Annotated in this window: 15 protein-coding genes and 1 pseudogene; 7 read left to right on the forward strand and 9 right to left on the reverse strand. The window is 70.9% G+C overall.

Annotation, left to right across the window (positions count from 1 at the left end; translation table 11 throughout):
• Nucleotides 1-26: 26 nt before the first annotated feature.
• The gene (locus ACWD2L_RS07655; protein ID WP_351345936.1) at nt 27-851 is read right to left on the reverse strand and encodes a maleylpyruvate isomerase family mycothiol-dependent enzyme; all 825 of its coding nucleotides are present in this window, start codon (nt 849-851) and stop codon (nt 27-29) included.
• Between the two features lie 179 nt (nt 852-1,030).
• Here ACWD2L_RS07655 and ACWD2L_RS07660 point away from each other — a divergent pair, with 179 nt between their 5' ends.
• Nucleotides 1,031-1,840, forward strand: a complete 810-nt coding sequence (locus tag ACWD2L_RS07660; RefSeq protein ID WP_351345933.1) for a carbon-nitrogen family hydrolase — start codon at nt 1,031-1,033, stop codon at nt 1,838-1,840.
• A gap of 625 nt (nt 1,841-2,465) precedes the next feature.
• Here ACWD2L_RS07660 and ACWD2L_RS07665 read toward each other — a convergent pair.
• A complete protein-coding gene (locus ACWD2L_RS07665; RefSeq protein WP_351345930.1) occupies nt 2,466-2,963 on the reverse strand; it encodes an LURP-one-related/scramblase family protein in 498 nt (165 codons plus the stop codon).
• Nucleotides 2,964-3,155: 192 nt separating this feature from the next.
• Between ACWD2L_RS07665 and ACWD2L_RS07670 the strand changes: the two genes are divergently transcribed.
• Complete coding sequence (locus ACWD2L_RS07670) at nt 3,156-4,670, forward strand: FG-GAP repeat domain-containing protein (protein ID WP_351345927.1); 1,515 nt, start codon at nt 3,156-3,158, stop codon at nt 4,668-4,670.
• Nucleotides 4,671-4,851: 181 nt separating this feature from the next.
• Here ACWD2L_RS07670 and ACWD2L_RS07675 read toward each other — a convergent pair.
• Nucleotides 4,852-5,869, reverse strand: a pseudogene (locus ACWD2L_RS07675) (DJ-1/PfpI family protein); the annotation flags it as partial.
• Nucleotides 5,870-5,921: 52 nt separating this feature from the next.
• Here ACWD2L_RS07675 and ACWD2L_RS07680 point away from each other — a divergent pair.
• Nucleotides 5,922-6,320, forward strand: coding sequence for a cupin domain-containing protein (locus tag ACWD2L_RS07680; protein WP_351338690.1), 399 nt, complete (start codon nt 5,922-5,924; stop codon nt 6,318-6,320).
• Nucleotides 6,321-6,332: 12 nt separating this feature from the next.
• On the opposite strand, the gene ACWD2L_RS07685 is transcribed toward ACWD2L_RS07680, so the two are convergent.
• The 3 genes from ACWD2L_RS07685 to ACWD2L_RS07695 all read right to left on the reverse strand — a co-directional run bounded on the left by ACWD2L_RS07685 (nt 6,333) and on the right by ACWD2L_RS07695 (nt 10,114).
• On the reverse strand, nt 6,333-6,557 hold the full coding sequence (locus ACWD2L_RS07685) for a DUF6458 family protein (protein WP_351338687.1): 225 nt from the start codon (nt 6,555-6,557) through the stop codon (nt 6,333-6,335).
• Nucleotides 6,558-6,651: 94 nt separating this feature from the next.
• Nucleotides 6,652-7,950, reverse strand: coding sequence for a M18 family aminopeptidase (locus tag ACWD2L_RS07690; RefSeq protein WP_351338685.1), 1,299 nt, complete (start codon nt 7,948-7,950; stop codon nt 6,652-6,654).
• Nucleotides 7,951-8,275: 325 nt separating this feature from the next.
• Nucleotides 8,276-10,114 (reverse strand): acyl-CoA dehydrogenase, encoded by a 1,839-nt coding sequence (locus ACWD2L_RS07695; protein ID WP_351338683.1) that lies wholly within the window; start codon nt 10,112-10,114, stop codon nt 8,276-8,278.
• 199 nt (nt 10,115-10,313) lie between these two features.
• Between ACWD2L_RS07695 and ACWD2L_RS07700 the strand changes: the two genes are divergently transcribed.
• The 3 genes from ACWD2L_RS07700 to ACWD2L_RS07710 all read left to right on the forward strand — a co-directional run bounded on the left by ACWD2L_RS07700 (nt 10,314) and on the right by ACWD2L_RS07710 (nt 13,078).
• Nucleotides 10,314-10,772, forward strand: a complete 459-nt coding sequence (locus tag ACWD2L_RS07700) for an SseB family protein (protein ID WP_351338681.1) — start codon at nt 10,314-10,316, stop codon at nt 10,770-10,772.
• A 157-nt stretch (nt 10,773-10,929) separates the two neighbouring features.
• On the forward strand, nt 10,930-11,895 hold the full coding sequence (locus ACWD2L_RS07705) for a pirin family protein (protein WP_351338678.1): 966 nt from the start codon (nt 10,930-10,932) through the stop codon (nt 11,893-11,895).
• Between the two features lie 82 nt (nt 11,896-11,977).
• Nucleotides 11,978-13,078: an AI-2E family transporter gene (locus tag ACWD2L_RS07710; RefSeq protein WP_351338676.1), complete on the forward strand. Its 1,101-nt coding sequence runs from the start codon at nt 11,978-11,980 to the stop codon at nt 13,076-13,078.
• Here the strand turns inward: ACWD2L_RS07710 and ACWD2L_RS07715 are convergent.
• The gene (locus ACWD2L_RS07715; RefSeq protein WP_351338673.1) at nt 13,006-15,180 is read right to left on the reverse strand and encodes an ATP-binding SpoIIE family protein phosphatase; all 2,175 of its coding nucleotides are present in this window, start codon (nt 15,178-15,180) and stop codon (nt 13,006-13,008) included. The genes ACWD2L_RS07710 and ACWD2L_RS07715 overlap by 73 nt on opposite strands.
• Nucleotides 15,181-15,425: 245 nt before the next feature.
• Between ACWD2L_RS07715 and aspS the strand changes: the two genes are divergently transcribed.
• Nucleotides 15,426-17,192, forward strand: coding sequence for an aspartate--tRNA ligase (aspS, locus tag ACWD2L_RS07720; protein WP_351338672.1), 1,767 nt, complete (start codon nt 15,426-15,428; stop codon nt 17,190-17,192).
• Nucleotides 17,193-17,266: 74 nt separating this feature from the next.
• Here aspS and ACWD2L_RS07725 read toward each other — a convergent pair whose 3' ends face one another.
• Entirely contained in the window at nt 17,267-17,935 is a 669-nt protein-coding gene (locus ACWD2L_RS07725; RefSeq protein ID WP_351338669.1) for a response regulator transcription factor, read from the reverse strand.
• Complete coding sequence (locus tag ACWD2L_RS07730; RefSeq protein ID WP_351338667.1) at nt 17,932-19,092, reverse strand: sensor histidine kinase; 1,161 nt, start codon at nt 19,090-19,092, stop codon at nt 17,932-17,934. Before ACWD2L_RS07730 ends, ACWD2L_RS07725 begins: the two co-directional genes overlap by 4 nt.
• Nucleotides 19,093-19,142 lie beyond the last annotated feature (50 nt).

Raw genomic sequence — 19,142 nt, forward strand, 5'->3', positions numbered from 1 at the left:
GCGGGGCTCAAAAGAAGCCCGGAGGGTCAGGGCGTGACCGTCAGGGACCTCAGGATCGCCGACGCCAAGTCAACGTCGCCCTCGGTCTTCACGCGGTCCGCCACCGCGTCCAACGCGACACGTCCGCAGGACAGCCGTACGTACGTCTCCCAGTCCAACGAGATCGTCACCGCCGGACCGAGCGACGGGGACCCGTCGACCGTGCCCCTGCCCTCCGCGTCCACGCGCACCGTGCGCAGGAACTCCACGGGGCCGTGCACATCGAACACGACGGCCGAGTCCGCCGGGGCGCCCGCGTCCTTCGTGACGATCTTCGGCAGGATCGACAGCAGCAGGTCACGGGTGACGTACGCGCCCGGGGAGTCGAGGTTGCCGGGCTTGCCGAGGGACCAGCGCAGGTCCTGCTCGTGCGCCCAGATGTCGAACGCCCGCCTGCGCATGGCGAATTCGAGGGTCTCCTCGATGCCGCGCGGGCCGCGCACGATGGTCGAGGGGTCGCGGGACTCGTTCCGCAGGTGCCGGTTGCGGCGGATGACCGTGTACTCCAGCTCGGAGACCATTTCGGGTGCCGTGTGGTGCCGGCGGATGTCGACCTGGACCTCCTGGTACCGCTGCGACTCCGTCTGTACGTGGTAGAGGTCGCGGGGCAGCGTGTGGATGGGCCGCGGGTCGCCGAGCATCTCGCAGTCGGTGCCGATCACATGCGAGACGAGGTCGCGCACCGACCAGCCCGGGCAGGGCGTGGCCCGGCTCCATTCCCCCTCGGCGAGCGGGGTGACCAGCTCGGATATCGCTTCCACGGAGTGGGTCCAGGCGTCGGCGTAGGTCTGAAGGCTGGGGTGGAGACTCACGGAAGGGGACCCCTCGAGCGGTGGTACACGGGCGTTGAGACAGTCGTCGGGCATGGGCGTGGGTGTCTTGAGAGGCTAAGTTACGCTGCCGGTAGGCACCCCGGCAGTGCTTTGGTGTGACGAACGCAGGGCTGTTGTTGACGTAGAGCCGACGGCTCGAATGCCAGGACGGTGGTAGTGTGCGCGCCTCGCTCATCCAGATCGCGGTAAATGACGACAAAGCGGTCGAGCCCGTCAACTCCCGCCGCGAGCGCGTGAGTTCACTGGTACGGGCGGAGGCGGTCCGCGCCGACCTCGTCGTGCTCCCCGAGCTGTGGACGACCGGGGCCTTCGCCTACGAGCGGTTCGCCGAGGAGGCCGAGCCGCTGGAGGGGCCGACCTTCGAAGCGATGGCCAAGGCCGCGCGGGACGCGGGCGTGTGGCTGCACGCGGGCTCGATCCCCGAGCGGGACCCGGAAGGCCCGCTCTACAACACCTCGCTCGTCTTCTCCCCCGACGGCGAACTCGCCGCCGCCTACCGGAAGATCCACCGGTTCGGCTTCGACAAGGGCGAGGCGGTACTGATGGGCGCCGGCGAGGAACTGGTGACGGTGCGGCTGCCGGAGACCGTGGTGGGCGTGACCACGTGCTACGACCTGCGGTTCCCGGAGCTGTACCGGGGGTTGGTCGACCGGGGCGCGCAGACGCTGATCGTGTCGGCGGGGTGGCCGGAGCGGCGGCGCGCGCACTGGACGCTGCTCGCTCGGGCGCGGGCGGTGGAGAACCAGGCGTTCGTGCTGGCGTGCGGAAGTGCGGGTACGCATGCGGGGGTTGTGCAGGCCGGGCACAGCGTCGTGGTCGATCCGTGGGGTGAGGTGCTCGCGGAGGCGGGGGCCGGGGAAGAGGTGCTGCGGGTGGAGTTCGACCCGGCGAAGGTCGGGGTCACCCGGAACCAGTTCCCGGCCCTGAAGGACCGCCGCCTGGGCCTACCGGCGCCGACCGGTTATTGACGTCGGCCTGAGCCGGGGGCTCTGTACCGGGCTCGGCGCCTGCGGTGACGTGTGCGCTGCGCTGGGCTCCGATCTGCACCGTGGCCGACGCCCGCCGTCCTCGTTGCGCGGCACCGTGGCGCACCGCCTTGCCCACCCTGCCGCCCAAGGCGGCAGGGTGCCCAAGTCGGTGGCGGCCCGTTGCTTCGGGAGGGTGGGCCGTTCACCGGCGGCAGGTTGCCCAAGGCGGTGGCGGTCGACCGCAGTGGGCGGGGAGCCGTTCCGACGGCGGGATCGCCCATGGCGGTTGCGGCCCGCTGTCACGGGTGGGGAGCCGCGCTCGCGGCGGGGCGCTTGAGCGGTTGCGGCACCCCGTGAGGCCGACGCCCCGGAGGGGCGGGTGGGTGGGAGATGGGCGGTTGGCGGATAAATCGCCCCTGGCAATCTCGAGCCCGGCACCGCCAAGCCCGGTACCGCCAAGCCCGGTACCGCCGAGCCCAGCAATATCTGGTCCGGCACCATCAAGCCCGGCATATCAAGCCCCTGCGGCGATTGAGCAGCGGGGTCCGGGGCAGAGCCCCGCGGCCTCAGCCACGTTCCCCGCACACGGACTGAGCCCCGCGGCCCCCGCCCCCCCCGGACAGCCTCAGTCGTCGCCGTGTTCCTTTTCCGCGAGGTGGATCACGCAGACCGCCACCGCGATCAGGAGCGCCGGATCCGCGTCCTCCCGGATCACGTTGACGCCGTAGGTGTCCCGCACCCGCAACCACCGCCGCGAAATCTCGGCGAGCAACTCACCCTCGTACTCAACGGCGAACTCCCGGTCCAGGATCTTCCCGCTGACGTCGAGCTCCGTGCTGCCGTCGGCCAGCTGGACACGGTAGTGATTGCGCAGCAGGGACAGCCGCTTGCGCTTGATCTTCGCCAGCTCCTCGTCACCGCGCTCGATCACCATCGTGTCCCGCAGCGCGAACACCTTCTTGTGGATGTCGATCAGGACCTGCCCGTCGGGCCCCTTGATCTCGAACGTGTCCCGCAGCCGCATCGCCTTGCCGTCGACGAGGAACGCCTTGCGGCCGTGCTCGTCCTCGATCCAGTAGTCCTCGCCGATCCCGAAGATCCGCTCTTTCACTTCGTAGCGCATACGTTCACCAGTGCCCGAATCCCGGGGTGAGGACCCTCCTCGAGACGACCAATCGGGGCCGGATGGCGGAACGGCGCCTCGCACGGGCCCCCAAAAGCCGCACGTAGAAAGCGAATTCAGTGGTACGTGCAACCGTTCGAGGGATTAATGGGTCGTATGAGATGGACGTGACCTTACGACCAAAGGAACCGCATGTTGCGCGCACGACCCCACGGTGTCCGCAGAAACCGGATCGGCCTCCTGTCCGCGGCTCTCGTCGCGGGCGGCCTGACCGCCGTCTCACTGACCCCGGCCCAGGCGGCCCCCGCCGCCGGAACCACCGCCGCCAAGGCCGACACCGCCGAGGACTTCAACGGCGACGGCTACGCCGACCTCGTCACCGCCGCGACCGGAGGCACGATCTCCGGCAAGGCCGGCGCCGGCTACGTCGCGGTGACGTACGGCTCGGCGAACGGGCTCGACCCCGCGAGCAAGACGCTGATCTCCCGTTCCACCAGCGGGATCCCGGGCTCGGCCGCCGCCAAGGAGGCGTTCGGCCAGTACCTCACCAAGGGTGACCTGGACGGCGACGGCTACAGCGACCTCGTGATCGGCTCCAAGAGCGAGGACGCCGGCGGCGTCATCGTCTGGGGATCGGCCTCCGGCCTGACCGGCGGCACGAAGATCGCCACGTACGGAAGGTCGCCGCAGATCGGCGACTTCGACGGCGACGGCAAGCCCGACCTGGCCCTGCTCGCCGACATGGGCAGCTACGGCGACGACCCCGAGACCGAGTCGGCCGCCCTGTGGAAGGGCCCGGTCTCCAAGGCCGGCGCCCCCGCCGAGAAGCTGCCCTTCATGGACAAGTCCGAGTGGTGGGGCTACGGCAAGGACGACGCGACCTGCGTCGACGACGAGTACGGCTGCGTGGACGGGCCGGACTCGACGACCGGACCCGTGTTCTTCAACGCCGTCGGCGACCTCAACGGCGACGGCCGCGACGACCTGGCCCTGCGCTCGTACAACGGCGACGGCGTCTGGAACAACACCGTCCTGTACGGCAGCGGTTCGGGCTTCAAGCGCGGCTGGGCACCGGAGACCCAGGGGGAACTGGCCTCCGGTGACGTCAACGGCGACGGCATCGACGACCTGGTCGTCGGCTCCGACCCCGAGGACCCCGACATCGGTGAGTCGATGCAGAAGGTGACCCTCGCGTTCGGCACGCAGGACGGCCTGAAGAGCGACCGCACCCAGGAGTTCGACCAGTCCCTGCCCGGCTTCTACGGCGCTCAGGAGGACGGCGACCACCTCGGCTCCTGCGTCTCCGTGGGCGACGTGGACGGCGACGGCAGGGCCGAGGTCGCCCTCGGCATCTCGGGCGAGGACTTCAGCGGCCTGTCGAACGCCGGCTCCGTCGCGCTGCTGCACGGCTCCGCCGACGGCGTGACCGGCGAGGGCTCCCAGGTGCTCAACCAGAACTCGGCGGACGTGCCGGGCGTCGCCGAGTCGGACGACGCGTTCGGCTCGGGCTGCCAGTTGGCCGACACGAACGGTGACGGCAACAGCGACCTCGCGGTCTCCGCGACCGGCGAGAACGCGTCGGCCGGCGCCGTGTGGTCGTTCCCCGGAACCACCACCGGCATCACCGCGACCGGCTCGACCGCCATCAACCCGAAGGACCTCGGCGCCCCGGACGCCAAGGCCCTGTTCGGCAACCCGCTGCGCTAACCCCGCGGCCGGTCCCCGGCGGTGGCTACACCGCCGGGGACCACCGCAGCAGCCGGGCCACCGGCTGCACGCGGTCGCGGACAGCAGCGTGATGAGCGCTCCGACGGCCCCCGAGGGGTCCCGCGTACGCACCGTGCGGGTGACGGAGGGAACCCGTTCCCGTACGGTCTCGACCTGCTCGGTGGCCCACTGGACCTAACCTCTTCCGGTACGCCGACAGGCTCAGACCCGTCGCCCGCTTCAGGTGCGTCGGCAGATTGGCGGCGCTGCCGAGCCGGCTCCTCGCCGCGACGACGTCGATCCGGTCCTCGCCGCGCTCGATGATCCGGCAGGCGAGAGCCACACGCTCACCGAGCAGCCAGGCCAGCGGCGTCGTGCCAAGCTCGGCGCGGAAGCGGCGGTGCAGGGTGGCCGGGCTGACGGCGGCGCGGGCGGCCAGGGCGAGGACGGTGAGCGGTTCGTCGAGCCGCTCCCGGGCCCAGGCGAGCACCGGCGCGAGCGAGGCGTCCGGCACCTCGGGCGCCGGCCGCTCGATGAACGCCGCTGCCCTTCCCCAAGCTCTCAACTTCGTTCGAGCAGGGGAGACCCCATGTCCCGGTGGGCGGCGAAGACGAGCCGCCGGGACACGGAGGCGGCGACCTCGGCACCGTGGTCGAGCCGCACGAGATGCAGGCCCAGGTCGAGCGCGGCCGCACTCCCCGCCGCGGTCAGTACATCGCCCTCGTCGACGAACAGCACATCCGGTTCGAGCAGCACCTTCGGATGCAGCTCCCGGAACTTCCCGGCCCACTTCCAGTGCGTCGTGGCCCGCCGCCCGTCGAGCAGCCCCGCCTCGGCGAGCGCGAACGTCCCCGTACAGAAACTGACGATCCGCGCCCCGCGCGCATGGGCCCGCCGGACGGCCTCAAGGACGGCCTCGGTGCGCGGCACGACGTTGTCGGGGCGGCCCGGCACGATCAGGGTGTCGGCGGAGTCGACCGCCTCCAGGCCCGCCGCCCCCGCCATCGTGAAGAACCCGTGGTTCATCCGGATGCCGGGCCCGGGGGCGCACAGCGTCAGCGTGTACAGCGGGGCCCGGTCGCCGAGTTCGGGCCGTGGCAGCCCGAACACCTCGGTGGCGACGCCGACTTCGAACGGTTGATGCCCTCGTCGACGAGGACGACGACGTGCTGAACGAGGTGCGAGGATCCTTGCGCCATGAGCGATTTCTAGCACTTGTACGAGCGCGGCGGCGGCCCCAGGATGAACGGCATGGAACTCGCACCGGTGTCCCTCACCCAGGCCCTGACCACCTTCGACGACCTGTGGAGCCCCCGGATCGTCACGACGCTCAACGACTACGACGTCCGCCTCGCGAAGGCCGAGGGCGAGCACGTCTGGCACGTCCACGAGGACACCGACGAGTTCTTCCTCGTCGTCGAGGGCGAACTCACGATCGGCCTGCGCGAGACGCAGGGCGAACGCGAAGTGGTCCTCCCCCGCGGCTCCGTCCTCACCGTTCCCCGCGGCACCTGGCACAAGCCCAGCGCGGCGCCCGGCACCGCGATCCTCCTCCTGGAACCGACCGGCACCTCCTCGACGGGCGACGCCCACGACCGGGTGCCGGCCCACGTCGACTCGACGACGGGGCATCGTCTGGGCCCGGCCTGACGGTCCAACGGTTCAGATGTGCCGGTCCCGCTCGTCCTCGACGACGGTCGTGCGACCGGCCGGTGGGACCAGGCCCCTGCGCCGTCCGACGCTGCGGAACACGAAGACCCCGATCAGGCCGACGATCATGAGGATCCAGCCGACCAGGTCGAGGTTGACGCTCTGCATGTGCCAGTCGGTCGCGAACGCGAGGATCGCCCCGACGGCGACCAGGATGATGGAACCTCCAAGGCTCATCAGCTTCGCCTCCTGCGGTGTGTGCGGAAATGCGTGAGGGGCCCGAGTACCCTCGAACCCCTCGTCCTCACACCGCTGTTGGCGGTCGAACCGATCAGCCTTCCAGGAACGCCGTCAGCGCGTTCGCCAGCAGGTACGGGTCGTCGGCGCCGCACAGTTCGCGGACGCTGTGCATCGACAGGATCGCCGTGCCGATGTCGACGGTCTTGATGCCGTGCCGGGCCGCGGTGATCGGGCCGATCGTCGTGCCGCAGGGCATCGCGTTGTTCGACACGAACGACTGGAACGGAACGCCCGCCCGTTCGCACGCCGCCGCGAACACGGACCGGCCCGAACCGTCCGTCGCGTAACGGTTGTTGACGTTCACCTTGAGGATCGGGCCGCCGTTGGCCCGCGGGTGGTGCGTCGGGTCGTGGCGCTCGCCGTAGTTGGGGTGCACGGCGTGACCGGTGTCGGAGGAGAGGCAGATCGTTCCCGCGAAGGCACGCGCCCGGTCCTCGTAGCTGCCTCCGCGCGCGAACACCGAACGCTCCAGGACGTTCCCGAGCAGCGGGCCGTCGGCCCCGGTGTCGGACTGCGAACCGTTCTCCTCGTGGTCGAACGCGGCGAGCACGGGGATGTACGCGAGGTCCTCCTGCTTGGCGGCCTCGGCGAGCGCGGCCGTGCAGGCGTGCACGGACAGCAGGTTGTCCATCCGGGGACCGGCGACCAGTTCCTTGTCGCGGCCCAGGTAGGAGGGCGCCTCGATGGCGTACGTCATGAGGTCCCAGCCGGTGATGGCGCCGCGCTCGAGCCCGTTCTCGTCCTCAAGGAACGCCATCAGGTCGCCCTCGTGAACGTCGCCGCTCAGGCCCCAGATGGGCTGCATGTGGCGCTGCTTGTCCAGCTTCAGGCCGTCCGACGTGACCGATCGGTCCAGGTGGATGGCGAGCTGCGGGACGCGCAGCAGGGCCCGGTCGACGTTCACCAGGCGCTCGGTGCCGTCGCGCAGCGAGACGCGGCCCGCGAGGCCCAGGTCGCGGTCGAGCCAGGAGTTGAGCAGCGGACCGCCGTAGATCTCCACGGCGACCTGCCGCCAGCCGTTGCTCGCCAGGTCGGGCTGCGGCTTCACGCGCAGGTTCGGGGAGTCGGTGTGTGCGCCGACGATCCGGAACGGCGTGTGGGCGGCCGCGCCCTCCGGCACGTACCAGGCGATGACGGCGCCGCCGCGCGTGACGAACCGGCCTCCGGACGTCCCGTCCCAGGCGTCGGTCTCCGCGACCTGCTGGAAGCCCGCCTTCTCCAGGCGTGCGGCCACGTTGGCCACGGCGTGGTACGGCGTGGGGCTCGCCGCGAGGAAGGCCATCAGGTCGTCGGTGTGCCCACGATCGAAGGGGGCGGAGGGGGTGCGCATGCGGCAAGGGTAGGCCAGGCTCCTCCGGGGGGCGCGCCCCGTCGCCCTGCCTTCAGTGAGCGCCGGCGGCCTGCGGTCCCGTTGTGGTTCGCGCAGTTCCCCGCGCCCCTGAGATCCGCGTCTGTCCTTCGCGGGGGCGGGTTCGCCGGCGGGCGGCGGTCCCGTCGTGGTCCGGTTCGCGCAGTTCCCCGCGCCCCTTTCAGGGGCGCGGTGCGCAAACCCACAGCGGGACCGCAGCCCGTCGACGAAGCCGCGCCCCGCACGCGCAGATGCGGCAAGGCCCGCCGCCCCGCAACAGGGACGACGGGCCTCACCACGACACGGTCTAGAAGGACGCCTCGTCCAGGTCCATGATGTCCGCGCCCGACTCGCTCGTCGTCTGCGCCAGCTTCCGCGCACCGGTGACACCCGGCAGGACATTCGCCGCGAAGAACTTCGCAGCAGCGATCTTGCCCTGGTAGAACGCCACATCCTTGCCCGCGGCACCCGCCGCCAGCTTCTCCGCCGCGACGGCCGCGCCCTTGAGGAGCATGTAGCCGACGACCACGTCGCCCGAAGCCATCAGCAGGCCGGTCGTGTTGAGGCCCACCTTGTAGATGGACTTCACGTCCTGCTCCGTGGCGACCAGGTCGTTGATCATGAGGCCGACGATGGCCTCCAGCTCGCCGGCGGCCTTGGCGAGCGTCTCGCGGGCCGCGGCCAGTTCCTCGCCGCCGGTCTCCACGGCGAGGAACTTCTTGATCTCCTCGGAGAGCGCGTTCAGCGCGGCACCCTGGTTGCGGACGATCTTCCGGAAGAAGAAGTCCTGACCCTGGATCGCGGTCGTGCCCTCGTAGAGGGTGTCGATCTTCGAGTCCCGGATGTACTGCTCGATCGGGTACTCCTGGAGGAACCCGGAGCCGCCGAAGGTCTGCAGCGACTGGGCCAGCTGCTCGTAGCCCTTCTCGGAGCCGTAGCCCTTGACGATCGGCAGCAGCAGGTCGTTGAACGCGTGCTCGGCCGTGGCGTCCTCGCCCGCGGCCTCCTTGACCTGGATCGCGTCCTGCACGGAGGCCGTGTAGAGGACGAGCGTGCGCATGCCCTCCGCGTACGCCTTCTGCGTCATCAGGGAGCGGCGCACGTCCGGGTGGTGCGTGATGGTGACCTTCGGCGCGGTCTTGTCCGTGCTGCGGGCCAGGTCGGAGCCCTGGACGCGCTCCTTGGCGTACTCGAGGGCGTTGAGGTAGCCCGTCGACAGCGTGGAGATCGCCTTCGTGCCGACCATCATGCGGGCGAACTCGATGATGCGGAACATCTGGCGGATGCCGTCGTGCTTGTCACCGATCAGCCAGCCCTTGGCGGGGTGCTGGTCACCGAAGGTCATCTCGCACGTGTTGGAGGCCTTGAGGCCCATCTTGTGCTCGACGTTCGTGGCGTAGACGCCGTTGCGCTCGCCCAGCTCGCCGGTCTCCCAGTCGAACTCGAACTTCGGGACGAGGAAGAGGGAGAGGCCCTTGGTGCCGGGGCCGTGGCCCTCGGGGCGGGCGAGGACGTAGTGGAGGATGTTCTCCGACATGTCGTGCTCACCGGACGTGATGAACCGCTTCACGCCCTCGATGTGCCAGGAGCCGTCCGCCTGCTCGACGGCCTTGGTGCGGCCGGCGCCGACGTCCGAACCGGCGTCCGGCTCGGTCAGCACCATCGTCGAGCCCCACTGCTTGTCGACGGCGATCTCGGCGGCCTTCTTCTGCTGCTCGTTGCCCTCCTCGAAGAGGATGCCGGCGAACGCGGGACCGGAGGAGTACATCCAGACCGCCGGGTTGGCGCCCAGGATCAGCTCCGCGTGGGCCCAGATGAGCGAGCGGGGGGCGGTGGTGCCGCCGATCTCCTCGGGCAGGCCGAGACGCCAGTACTCGGCGTCCATGAACGCCTTGTAGGACTTCTTGAAGGAGGCCGGGACCGGCGCCGTGTTGGTCTCCGGGTCGAAGACCGGCGGGTTCCGGTCGGCGTCCGCGAAGGACTCCGCAAGGTCGTTCTCGGAGAGGCGGGTGACCTCTTCGAGGATGCTCTTGGCGGTGTCGACGTCCATCTCCGCGAACGGTCCGGTGCCGTACAGCTTGTCGCGATCGAGTACCTCGAAGAGGTTGAACTCGATGTCGCGGAGATTCGACTTGTAATGCCCCATGGCGACGGCTCCGTAAAAGATCGGGGAGGCGGGTCGTCCCGGGTTGGCCCGGACCGTCCTCGTACGCATACCAACTAGTAACCAACACAATGCTACCCGCGGGTAATAAGAATCAACCCCCAGTGGTCCATCTGTGACGAACTAGGCGCTCTGGCGCTCTCGTCCCGCCGCCCCCTCGGGCGTCGGTAGTCTTGCCTCCATGTACGGCTACGACCAGAGCCCGGGCGCCGGGCAGCAGCAGTACGCGCCGCCGCAGGGCGGGTACGGGCAGCAGGCTCCGCCGCTGTACCCGGAGCCGTCGCCGCCCTCGCTCACGGACGCGGTCCGCGCGTTCACCACGGGCTCGATGTCCGCCGAGGACTTCCAGCAGATCTTCGCCTCGTCGAAGGTCTACTGCCCGCGCGGTGACAACCCGGGCTTCCTCGCGCTGCACAACACGCAGCAGCCGGTGATCCCGATGTTCAGCACGCTCAAGGAGCTGCGCAGGTACGCGGGCAAGGAGTCCAAGTACTTCGTCATCACCGGCGCCGAGGTGATCGACCTGCTGCCCACCGGGTACGGCTTCGTCCTCGACATGGAGGGCGAGCACCGGATGGTCTTCGACGCGAAGGCGGTCGAGGAGATGGTCGGCTTCGCGATGCGCCGCATGTACGGCTAACCGCTCGCCCCCCCTTGTTCCGTACAGGCCCGGATGCCCCACGGCGTCCGGGTCTTTTGTGTGTCCGTACCCGGCCCCGCTGCGGTCGGGAATACGGTGCGACTTGCTGGATGTTCATCGTTCAACTAAATTGGACGCACACCCCGAGGAGGCCGCCATGCCCGCTGTGACCGTCGAGAACCCGCTGACCCTGCCCCGTGTGGCCGCGCCGGTGGACGCCGTGGCGCGCCCCGTGCTCGCTGTGACGACCGCGCCCAGCGGCTTCGAAGGGGAGGGATTCCCGGTGCGCCGCGCGTTCGCCGGGATCAACTACAAGCACCTCGACCCGTTCATCATGATGGACCAGATGGGTGAGGTGGAGTACGAGGCCGGGGAGCCCAAGGGCACGCCCTGGCACCCGCACCGCGGCTTCGAGACCGTCACGTACATCATCGACGGCACCTTCATCCACCAGGACTCGCACGGCGGTGGCGGCACCATCACCAACGGCGACACCCAGTGGATGACGGCCGGCTCGGGTCTGCTGCACATCGAGACGCCGCCGGAGTCGCTCGTCATGAGCGGCGGTCTGTTCCACGGCCTCCAGCTGTGGGTCAACCTGCCTGCCAAGGACAAGATGAAGAGCCCCCGCTACCAGGACATCCGCGGCGGCCAGGTCAAGCTGCTCACCACCGACGACGGCGGCGCGCTGCTCCGCGTCATCGCCGGTGAACTGGACGGCAACGACGGCCCCGGCATCACGCACACCCCGATCACGATGGTGCACGCCACCGTCCGCCCGGGCGCCGAGGCGACGCTGCCCTGGCGTGAGGACTACAACGGGCTCGTGTACGTACTCGCGGGCAAGGGCACCGTCGGCCCCGACCGGCGTCCCGTGCACACGGGACAGACCGCCGTGTTCGGCGCGGGCTCGTCCCTGACCGTGCGCGCCGACGAGTCGCAGGACGCGAACACCCCCGACCTCGAAGTGGTCATCCTGGGCGGGCAGCCGATCCGTGAGCCCATGGCGCACTACGGCCCGTTCGTGATGAACAACAAGGCCGAACTGCAGCAGGCCTTCGACGACTTCCAGGCCGGGCGCCTGGGCGTCATCCCCAGTAAGGAGCGCCTGCCGCACACGTGATGCGCAAGCAGCCGTGACGCCCCGTCACCCGGCCAGACCGGCCGGGAAGGCGGGGCGTTCGCGTGCATGATCAACTGGCGGGGTGCAGACCGGTAAGCCACTCCTCCCCGAACCCGCCCGCCGCCTCGCCGCCTGGTGCGCCGTCGTCCTGCTCGCCGCCGGGGTCGGCTGGCTCGGGATCGTGCTGTGCGTCCAGCTCAGGACGGCCGTCGTGCCGGTGCTGCTCGCCCTGCTCGGCACCGCGCTGCTGCGGCCCGTCTACCTCGCCCTGCGCCGCGCCAAGGTGCAGCGCTCCCTCGCCTCCGGGCTCACCTGCGCGCTGATCCTGGTGGTCGTGGGCGGCGCCGGATACATCGTGGTCGCGGCCCTCATCGACACCGGCGACCAGATCGTGACCTCGCTCAAGCAGGCCGCGCAGGACCTCTCCGACCGGTTCGGCACCGGCGCGCTCGACCTAGACCACCTCGCCGACAGCGCCCAGGACCTGATCAAGAAGTACGGCAGCAACGCCGCGTCCGGCGTGATCAGCGGGCTCAGCGCGGCCGCGGAGGTCGGCGCCATGGCGGTGCTCGCGCTGCTGCTCTGCTTCTTCTTCCTGCGTGACGTCCCGCGCTTCCGGGAAGCGCTGCGGCAGGCCGCGCCCGGCTCGGCCGGGGAGACCCTGGAGGCCATCGCCCGCCGGGCCTTCGCCGCGATCTCCGGTTTCATGCGCGGCACCACCCTCATCGCCCTCATCGACGCGACCTGCATCGGCGTCGGGCTGCTCATCCTTCAGGTGCCCGGCGCGGTCGGCCTCGCGGCGCTGGTGTTCGTCGGCGCCTACATCCCGTACCTCGGCGCCTTCATCTCCGGGGCGGTGGCCGTCCTTGTCGCGCTCGCCGACCGGGGGTTCGTCATCGCCCTGTGGGCGCTGGGCGTGGTGCTCGCGGTGCAGGTGCTCGAAGGGCATGTACTGCAGCCGATGATCCAGTCCCGCACGGTGCAGATGCACCCGGCGGCGGTGCTGCTCGCGATCACGGCGGGGGCCTCTGTCGCCGGGATCCTCGGGATGCTGCTCGCGGTGCCGCTGACGGCCGCCGCGTTCGGCATCCTCAGCGAACTGCGCGGACGCTACGAAGCCTCTGACTCGGTTTCACGTGAAACTGGGCCGGCCGCGTCCCCACCCGTGTCCGAAGGCTCGTAGAGCTCGAACCAGATGCTCTTGCCCTCGCCCCGCGGGTCCACGCCCCAGCGGTCGGCGAGCAGCTCCATGAGCACCAACCCGCGCCCCGATGAGGCCAGTTCACCGGGGCGGCGCCTGTGCGGCAGGTCGTCGGAGGCGTCCGCGACCTCCACGCGCAGCCGGCGCGGTTCGACGCCGTGCCGGGTCATCTCGGCGACCAGGAGTGCGTCACCGTCGGTGTGCACCAGGACGTTGGTGACCATCTCGGAGACGAGCAGCACCGCCGAGTCCATCTGGTCCGTGTCGGCCCAGTCGTGCAGCAGCTCCCGCAGTTGCTGGCGGGCGGCCGCGATCCGCTCGGGCTCGGCCTGCGCGATGGTCATCGCCGTGCGCCGGGCCACGGTGCCGACGGCCGACTGGGTGGTGCGGCGCAGCAGCAACAGCGCGATGTCGTCCTCACGGCGGTCCGCGAGCGGCCCCGTGGTGTGGTGCGAGGACGGGCCGTGCACCGCCCGCACCAGGGTGTCGGCCAGCTCCTCCAGACGGTCGTCGGGGCCGGACTCCAGGGCCGCGCGGATCCGCGACCAGCCGGTGTCCAGGTCGTGCCCGCCCGTCTCGATCAGGCCGTCCGTGCAGAGGAGGAGCGTCTCCCCGGCCTCGAGGACGAGCCGGGTCGTCGGATAGTCCGCGTCCGGGTCGATCCCGAGCGGCAGGCCACCGGCCGTGGGGCGGACGAGGACCGTGCCGTCGGTCATCCGGATCGCAGGGTCCGGGTGCCCGGCGCGGGCGATCTCGAGGATGCCGGTGGCCGGGTCGGCCTGCACGTACAGACAGGTCGCGAAGCGCGGGTCCGCGCCCGGTTCGTCGGTGTCGCCGATGCCGTGCAGGAAGCGGGAGGCGCGGGAGAGCACGGCATCGGGCCCGTGCCCCTCGGAGGCGTACGCGCGCAGGGCGACGCGGAGCTGGCCCATCAGGCCCGCCGCGCGCACGTCATGGCCCTGTACGTCGCCGATGACCAGGGCTATGCCACCGCCGGGCAGCGGGATCATGTCGTACCAGTCGCCGCCGACCTGGAGTCCGCCGCCGGTCGGCACGTAGCGGGCGGCGATGCTCATGCCGGGGATCTCCGGGCCGAGCGAGGGCAGCATCGTCTTCTGCAGGCCGTCGGTGAGCTCGCGCTCCGACTCGGCGACCCCGGCCCTGGACAGGGCCTGCGCCAGCATCCGCGCGACCGTGGTGAGGACCGAGCGCTCGTCGGGCGTGAACGACACCGGGTACATGAACCCCGCCATCCACGCCCCGATGGTGCGGCCCGCGACGATCAGCGGCAGGAACGCCCACGACTTGCGCTCGAAGCGGGCGGCCAGCGGCCAGGCCGCCGGGTAGCGGCCGCGGTACGCCTCCGGCGAGGACAGATAGACCGCGCGGCCGGTACGGACGACCTCGGCGGCCGGGTAGTCCGTCGCCAGGTCCATATCGGTGAAGGGGTCCTCCTCGCCGTCCGCCTGGCCGTGGTGCCCGATGACGTTGAGCCGGTCGCCCGCGACGCCGAACACGGCGAGGCCGTCCGGCGAGAACCCCGGCATCGAGAGCCCGGCGGCGACCCGCAGCACCTCTTCCGTGGAACCGGCCTCCGCGAGCGCGCGCCCCGCGTCCAGCAGGAAGGCCTCGCGCGAGCGCCGCCAGTCGCCGGTCACCGGGGTGCGGGAAGCGGCCTCCGGCCCCGGCTCCGTGACCTCCTGGAGCGTGCCGATCAGCTCGTACGAGCCTGTGAAGTCCGCGGAGTCACCGTGCACGATCGGCCTGGAGCGGCTGCGTACGGTGCGCAGCACATGGCCCTGGCCGTCCATGATGCGCAGCCGGGCCTCGGCGAGGGTGCCCTCGGCGACGGCGAGCTGCACGATCCCGTCGATCTCGTTCCAGTCGACCGGGTGGAAACGGGAGCGGACGGCCGACTCCGTCAAGGTGACCTGTCCGCCGTCGGGGGCGGGGGGCAGGCCGAGCAGCCGGGCGGCCTCGGCGTCGAAGGTGACGAGCCCCGCCCGGTTGTCCCATCGCCACAGGCCGGTCGCGAGAGCGGCGAGGACGTCTCCCACGGGCGGGAGGGGCTCACCAGTGCGCATTGCCCCACTCTAGGAAGAGTTGATCGCTCCCGGCCACCAGAGGCTGCCGACGGGGGTGGGAGTGGCTCCGGGAGCCGGGCCGACGTCACGGGGCTCCGCCCCGGACCCCGCTGCTCAAGCGCCGCAGGGGCTTGAAATGCACAGCGCCTCAATCGCCGGCGGGGCTGAAAAGATCTGCCGGTACGCTTGGGGGGATCCCGGTTGTCTCCCGGGGAAACCCAAGCGCAAAGGCTGGATGAACGACGATGCATCGGTACAGGTCCCACACCTGCGGCGAGCTCCGCTCCTCTGACGTCGGGTCCGACGTCCGGCTGAGCGGCTGGCTGCACAATCGCCGAGACCTGGGCGGCATCCTCTTCATCGATCTGCGCGACCACTACGGCATCACGCAGCTCGTCGCCCGCCCGGGTACGGAAGCTGCCGAGGTTCTCGACAAGCTCACCAAGGAGACCGTCGTCCGCATCGACGGCAAGGTCGTCTCCCGCGGCGCCGACAACGTGAACCCGGAGCTGCCCACCGGCGAGGTCGAGATCGAGGCCTCCGCGGTCGAGGTGCTCGGCGCGGCGCAGCAGTTGCCGTTCCAGATCAACCAGGACGACGGCGTGGGCGAGGAGCGCCGCCTGGAGTACCGCTTCCTGGACCTGCGCCGCGAGCGCATGCACCGCAACATCATGCTGCGCAGCGAGGTCATCGCCTCGATCCGCTCGAAGATGGTCAACCTCGGCTTCAACGAGATGGCGACGCCGATCCTCGCCGCGACGTCTCCCGAGGGCGCCCGCGACTTCGTCGTCCCGTCCCGCCTGAACCCCGGCAAGTTCTACGCGCTGCCGCAGGCCCCGCAGCAGTTCAAGCAGCTGCTGATGATCTCGGGCTTCGACCGCTACTTCCAGATCGCGCCCTGCTTCCGCGACGAGGACGCGCGCGCGGACCGCTCGCCGGGCGAGTTCTACCAGCTCGACATCGAGATGAGCTTCGTCGAGCAGGAAGACGTCTTCCGCCCGATCGAGAAGCTCATGACGGAGATCTTCACGGAGTTCGGCGGCGGCCGCGAGGTCACCTCCCCGTTCCCGCGCATCCCGTTCCGCGAGTCGATGCTGAAGTACGGCAACGACAAGCCGGACCTGCGCGCCAAGCTCGAACTCGTCGACATCACCGACGTGTTCGACGGCTCGGAGTTCAAGGCCTTCGCCGGCAAGCACGTGCGCGCGCTGCCCGTCCCGGACACCGCATCGCAGTCCCGCAAGTTCTTCGACGGCCTCGGTGACTACGCGGTCGAGCAGGGCGCGAAGGGCCTGGCCTGGATCCGCGTCGGCGAGGACGGCGCGTTCGCGGGCCCGATCGCCAAGTTCCTCACCGAGGAGAACGTCAAGGTCCTCACCGAGCGCCTCGGCCTCAAGGCCGGCCACGCCGTGTTCTTCGGTGCGGGCGAGTACGACGAGGTTTCGAAGATCATGGGCGCGGTCCGCGTCGAGGCCGCCAAGCGCGCGGGCCACTTCGAGGAGGGCGTCTTCCGGTTCTGCTGGATCGTCGACTTCCCGATGTACGAGAAGGACGAGGAGACCGGGAAGATCGACTTCTCCCACAACCCGTTCTCCATGCCCCAGGGCGGCATGCAGGACCTGGAGGAGAAGGACCCGCTGTCCATCCTGGCCTGGCAGTACGACATCGTCTGCAACGGCACGGAGCTGTCCTCCGGCGCGATCCGGAACCACGAGCCCGACATCATGATCAAGGCCTTCGAGATCGCCGGCTACGACGCGGAGACCGTCGAGGCCGAGTTCGCGGGCATGCTCCGCGCGTTCCGCTTCGGCGCCCCGCCGCACGGCGGGATCGCCCCGGGCGTCGACCGCATCGTCATGCTCCTCGCCGACGAGCCGAACATCCGGGAGACCATCTCGTTCCCGCTGAACGGCAACGCGCAGGACCTGATGATGGGCGCGCCCTCCGAGCTGGACGAGTCGCGCCTGCGCGAACTCAACATCCAGCTGCGCAAGCCGGTCGAGAAGAAGTAACCGACGCACGCTTGAGTTGAGGGCCCGGGGTCACCGACCCCGGGCCCTCACCCGTTCACGGGGTGATCAGGGGCTCAGCCCGAGCGCGGCACCACGAGCCCCGACTCGTACGCCGCCACCACCGCCTGCGCCCGGTCGCGGACGCCCAGCTTGGCGAGGATCCGGCTGACGTGGGTCTTCACGGTCTCGCCGCCGACGACGAGGCGGGCCGAGATCTCCTGATTGGACAGGCCCTCCGCGATCAGCCGCAGCACCTCGCGCTCGCGCGGGGTCAACGCGTCGATGGCGAGGGCCTGTTGGGGCGACGCCCGGGGGCGAAGGCGGGCGAACTCGGCGATCAGCCGCCGGGTGACCGTCGGTGCGAGCAGCGCCTCGCCCGCGGCCACCACGCGCACCGCCTCGAAGAGCCGCTCGGCCTGCATGTCCTTGAGCAGGAAGCCGCTGGCGCCGGCGGCGAGCGCGTCGTACACGTACTCGTCGAGGTCGAAGGTCGTCAGCATCACGACGCGGGTCGCGGGCAGGTCGCGGGTGATGCGGCGGGTCGCCTCGATGCCGTCCATGCCGGGCATGCGGACGTCCATCAGGGCGAGGTCGGGGCGGGTCTCGCGGCAGACACGGACGGCGTCGGCGCCGCCGGGCGCGCTGCCGACCACGGTGAAGTCGCCCTGGCTGTCGAGGAGCGCGCCGAAGCCCGCCCGGACGACGTCCTGGTCGTCGGCGACGACGATGCGGATGGCGCTCACCGGGCCGGGCCCCCCACCGGCAGGGACGCCTCCACGAGGAAGCCGCCGGCCGGGGCGGGTCCCGCGTGCAGGGTGCCGCCCGCCATCGCGGTGCGTTCGCGCATGCCGAGCAGCCCGTGGCCCGGCTCGCCGGGGCCCGTGCCAGGGCCGCAGTCCCGTACGCGTATCGCCAACTGGTCCTCCCTGTAGTGCAGTTCCACGTCCACGGCGACTCCGGGCGCGTGCCGGCGGGCATTGGTCAGGGCTTCCTGGACGATGCGGTACGCCGTGAGTTCCAGGCCGGGGTCGAGGGCGGTCACCCGGCCGCGGACGATGAGGCGGACGGCGGTGCCGGTCGCCGCGCGGGCCTCGTCGACGAGGGTGACGAGCTGGTCGAGGCCCGGCTGCGGCGAGCGGGGCGCGGCCGCGGCGGGTTCGGCGGGGGCGTCCTCGCGCAGGACGCCGAGCAGCCGGCGCATCTCGGTGAGGGCGAGGCGGGCCGTGTCGCCGATCGCCAGGAGCCGCTCGGCGCCCTCCGGCGGCAGGCCGGGAGTGGTGTATCTGGCCGTCTCCGCCTGCACCGAGATCGTCGAGATGTGGTGTGCCACGATGTCGTGCAACTCCCTTGCGATCCGGGCCCGTTCGCCGAGCGCCGCATGGGCGAGGGCCGTGTCCGCGTACGCCCAGTCGGCGGCGGAACGGCGGGCCGCCTCGGCCTTCGAACGCCGGGCACCGCCCGCGGTGAGCGCCGCCGCCGCGCCCGCGAGCAGGACGACGCCGTAGGGGCCGCTGTCGTCCGTGAGCGCGTACGCGGTGAAGGGCACGGCGAACAGGACGGCGGTGCGGCCAGAACCGCGCCGCCCCACCAGGTACAGGGCGGCGGCGAGCGCCGGGAGGCCCGCGTACAGCGTCTGCCCGTACGTGAGAGGGGCGAGCAGCGTGGCCGCGGTGAGCGCCGTGGCGGTGAGCAGGAGCTGGGGCCGGACGAAGGCGAGGGGGACGGTCGCGCCCAGCGCCAGGGCGAGCAGGCCGGGCAGTTCGGGCTCCGGGTCGTGGCCCCGCCCGGTGACCTCGGCGAGGGCCGACACGGCCAGGACCACGGCCGCGAGCAGCGGCAGGTCACGTGCGCCCGCCGCGCGCTGGGCCCAGGCCCGTGCCGTGGTCCAGGTCCCCGTCATGCCGGTCATTATCGGCGGGCCGGGGCGCGGTGGGCGTCCCCCTGCGGGGG

This window comes from Streptomyces sp. NPDC002754, assembly GCF_053592315.1.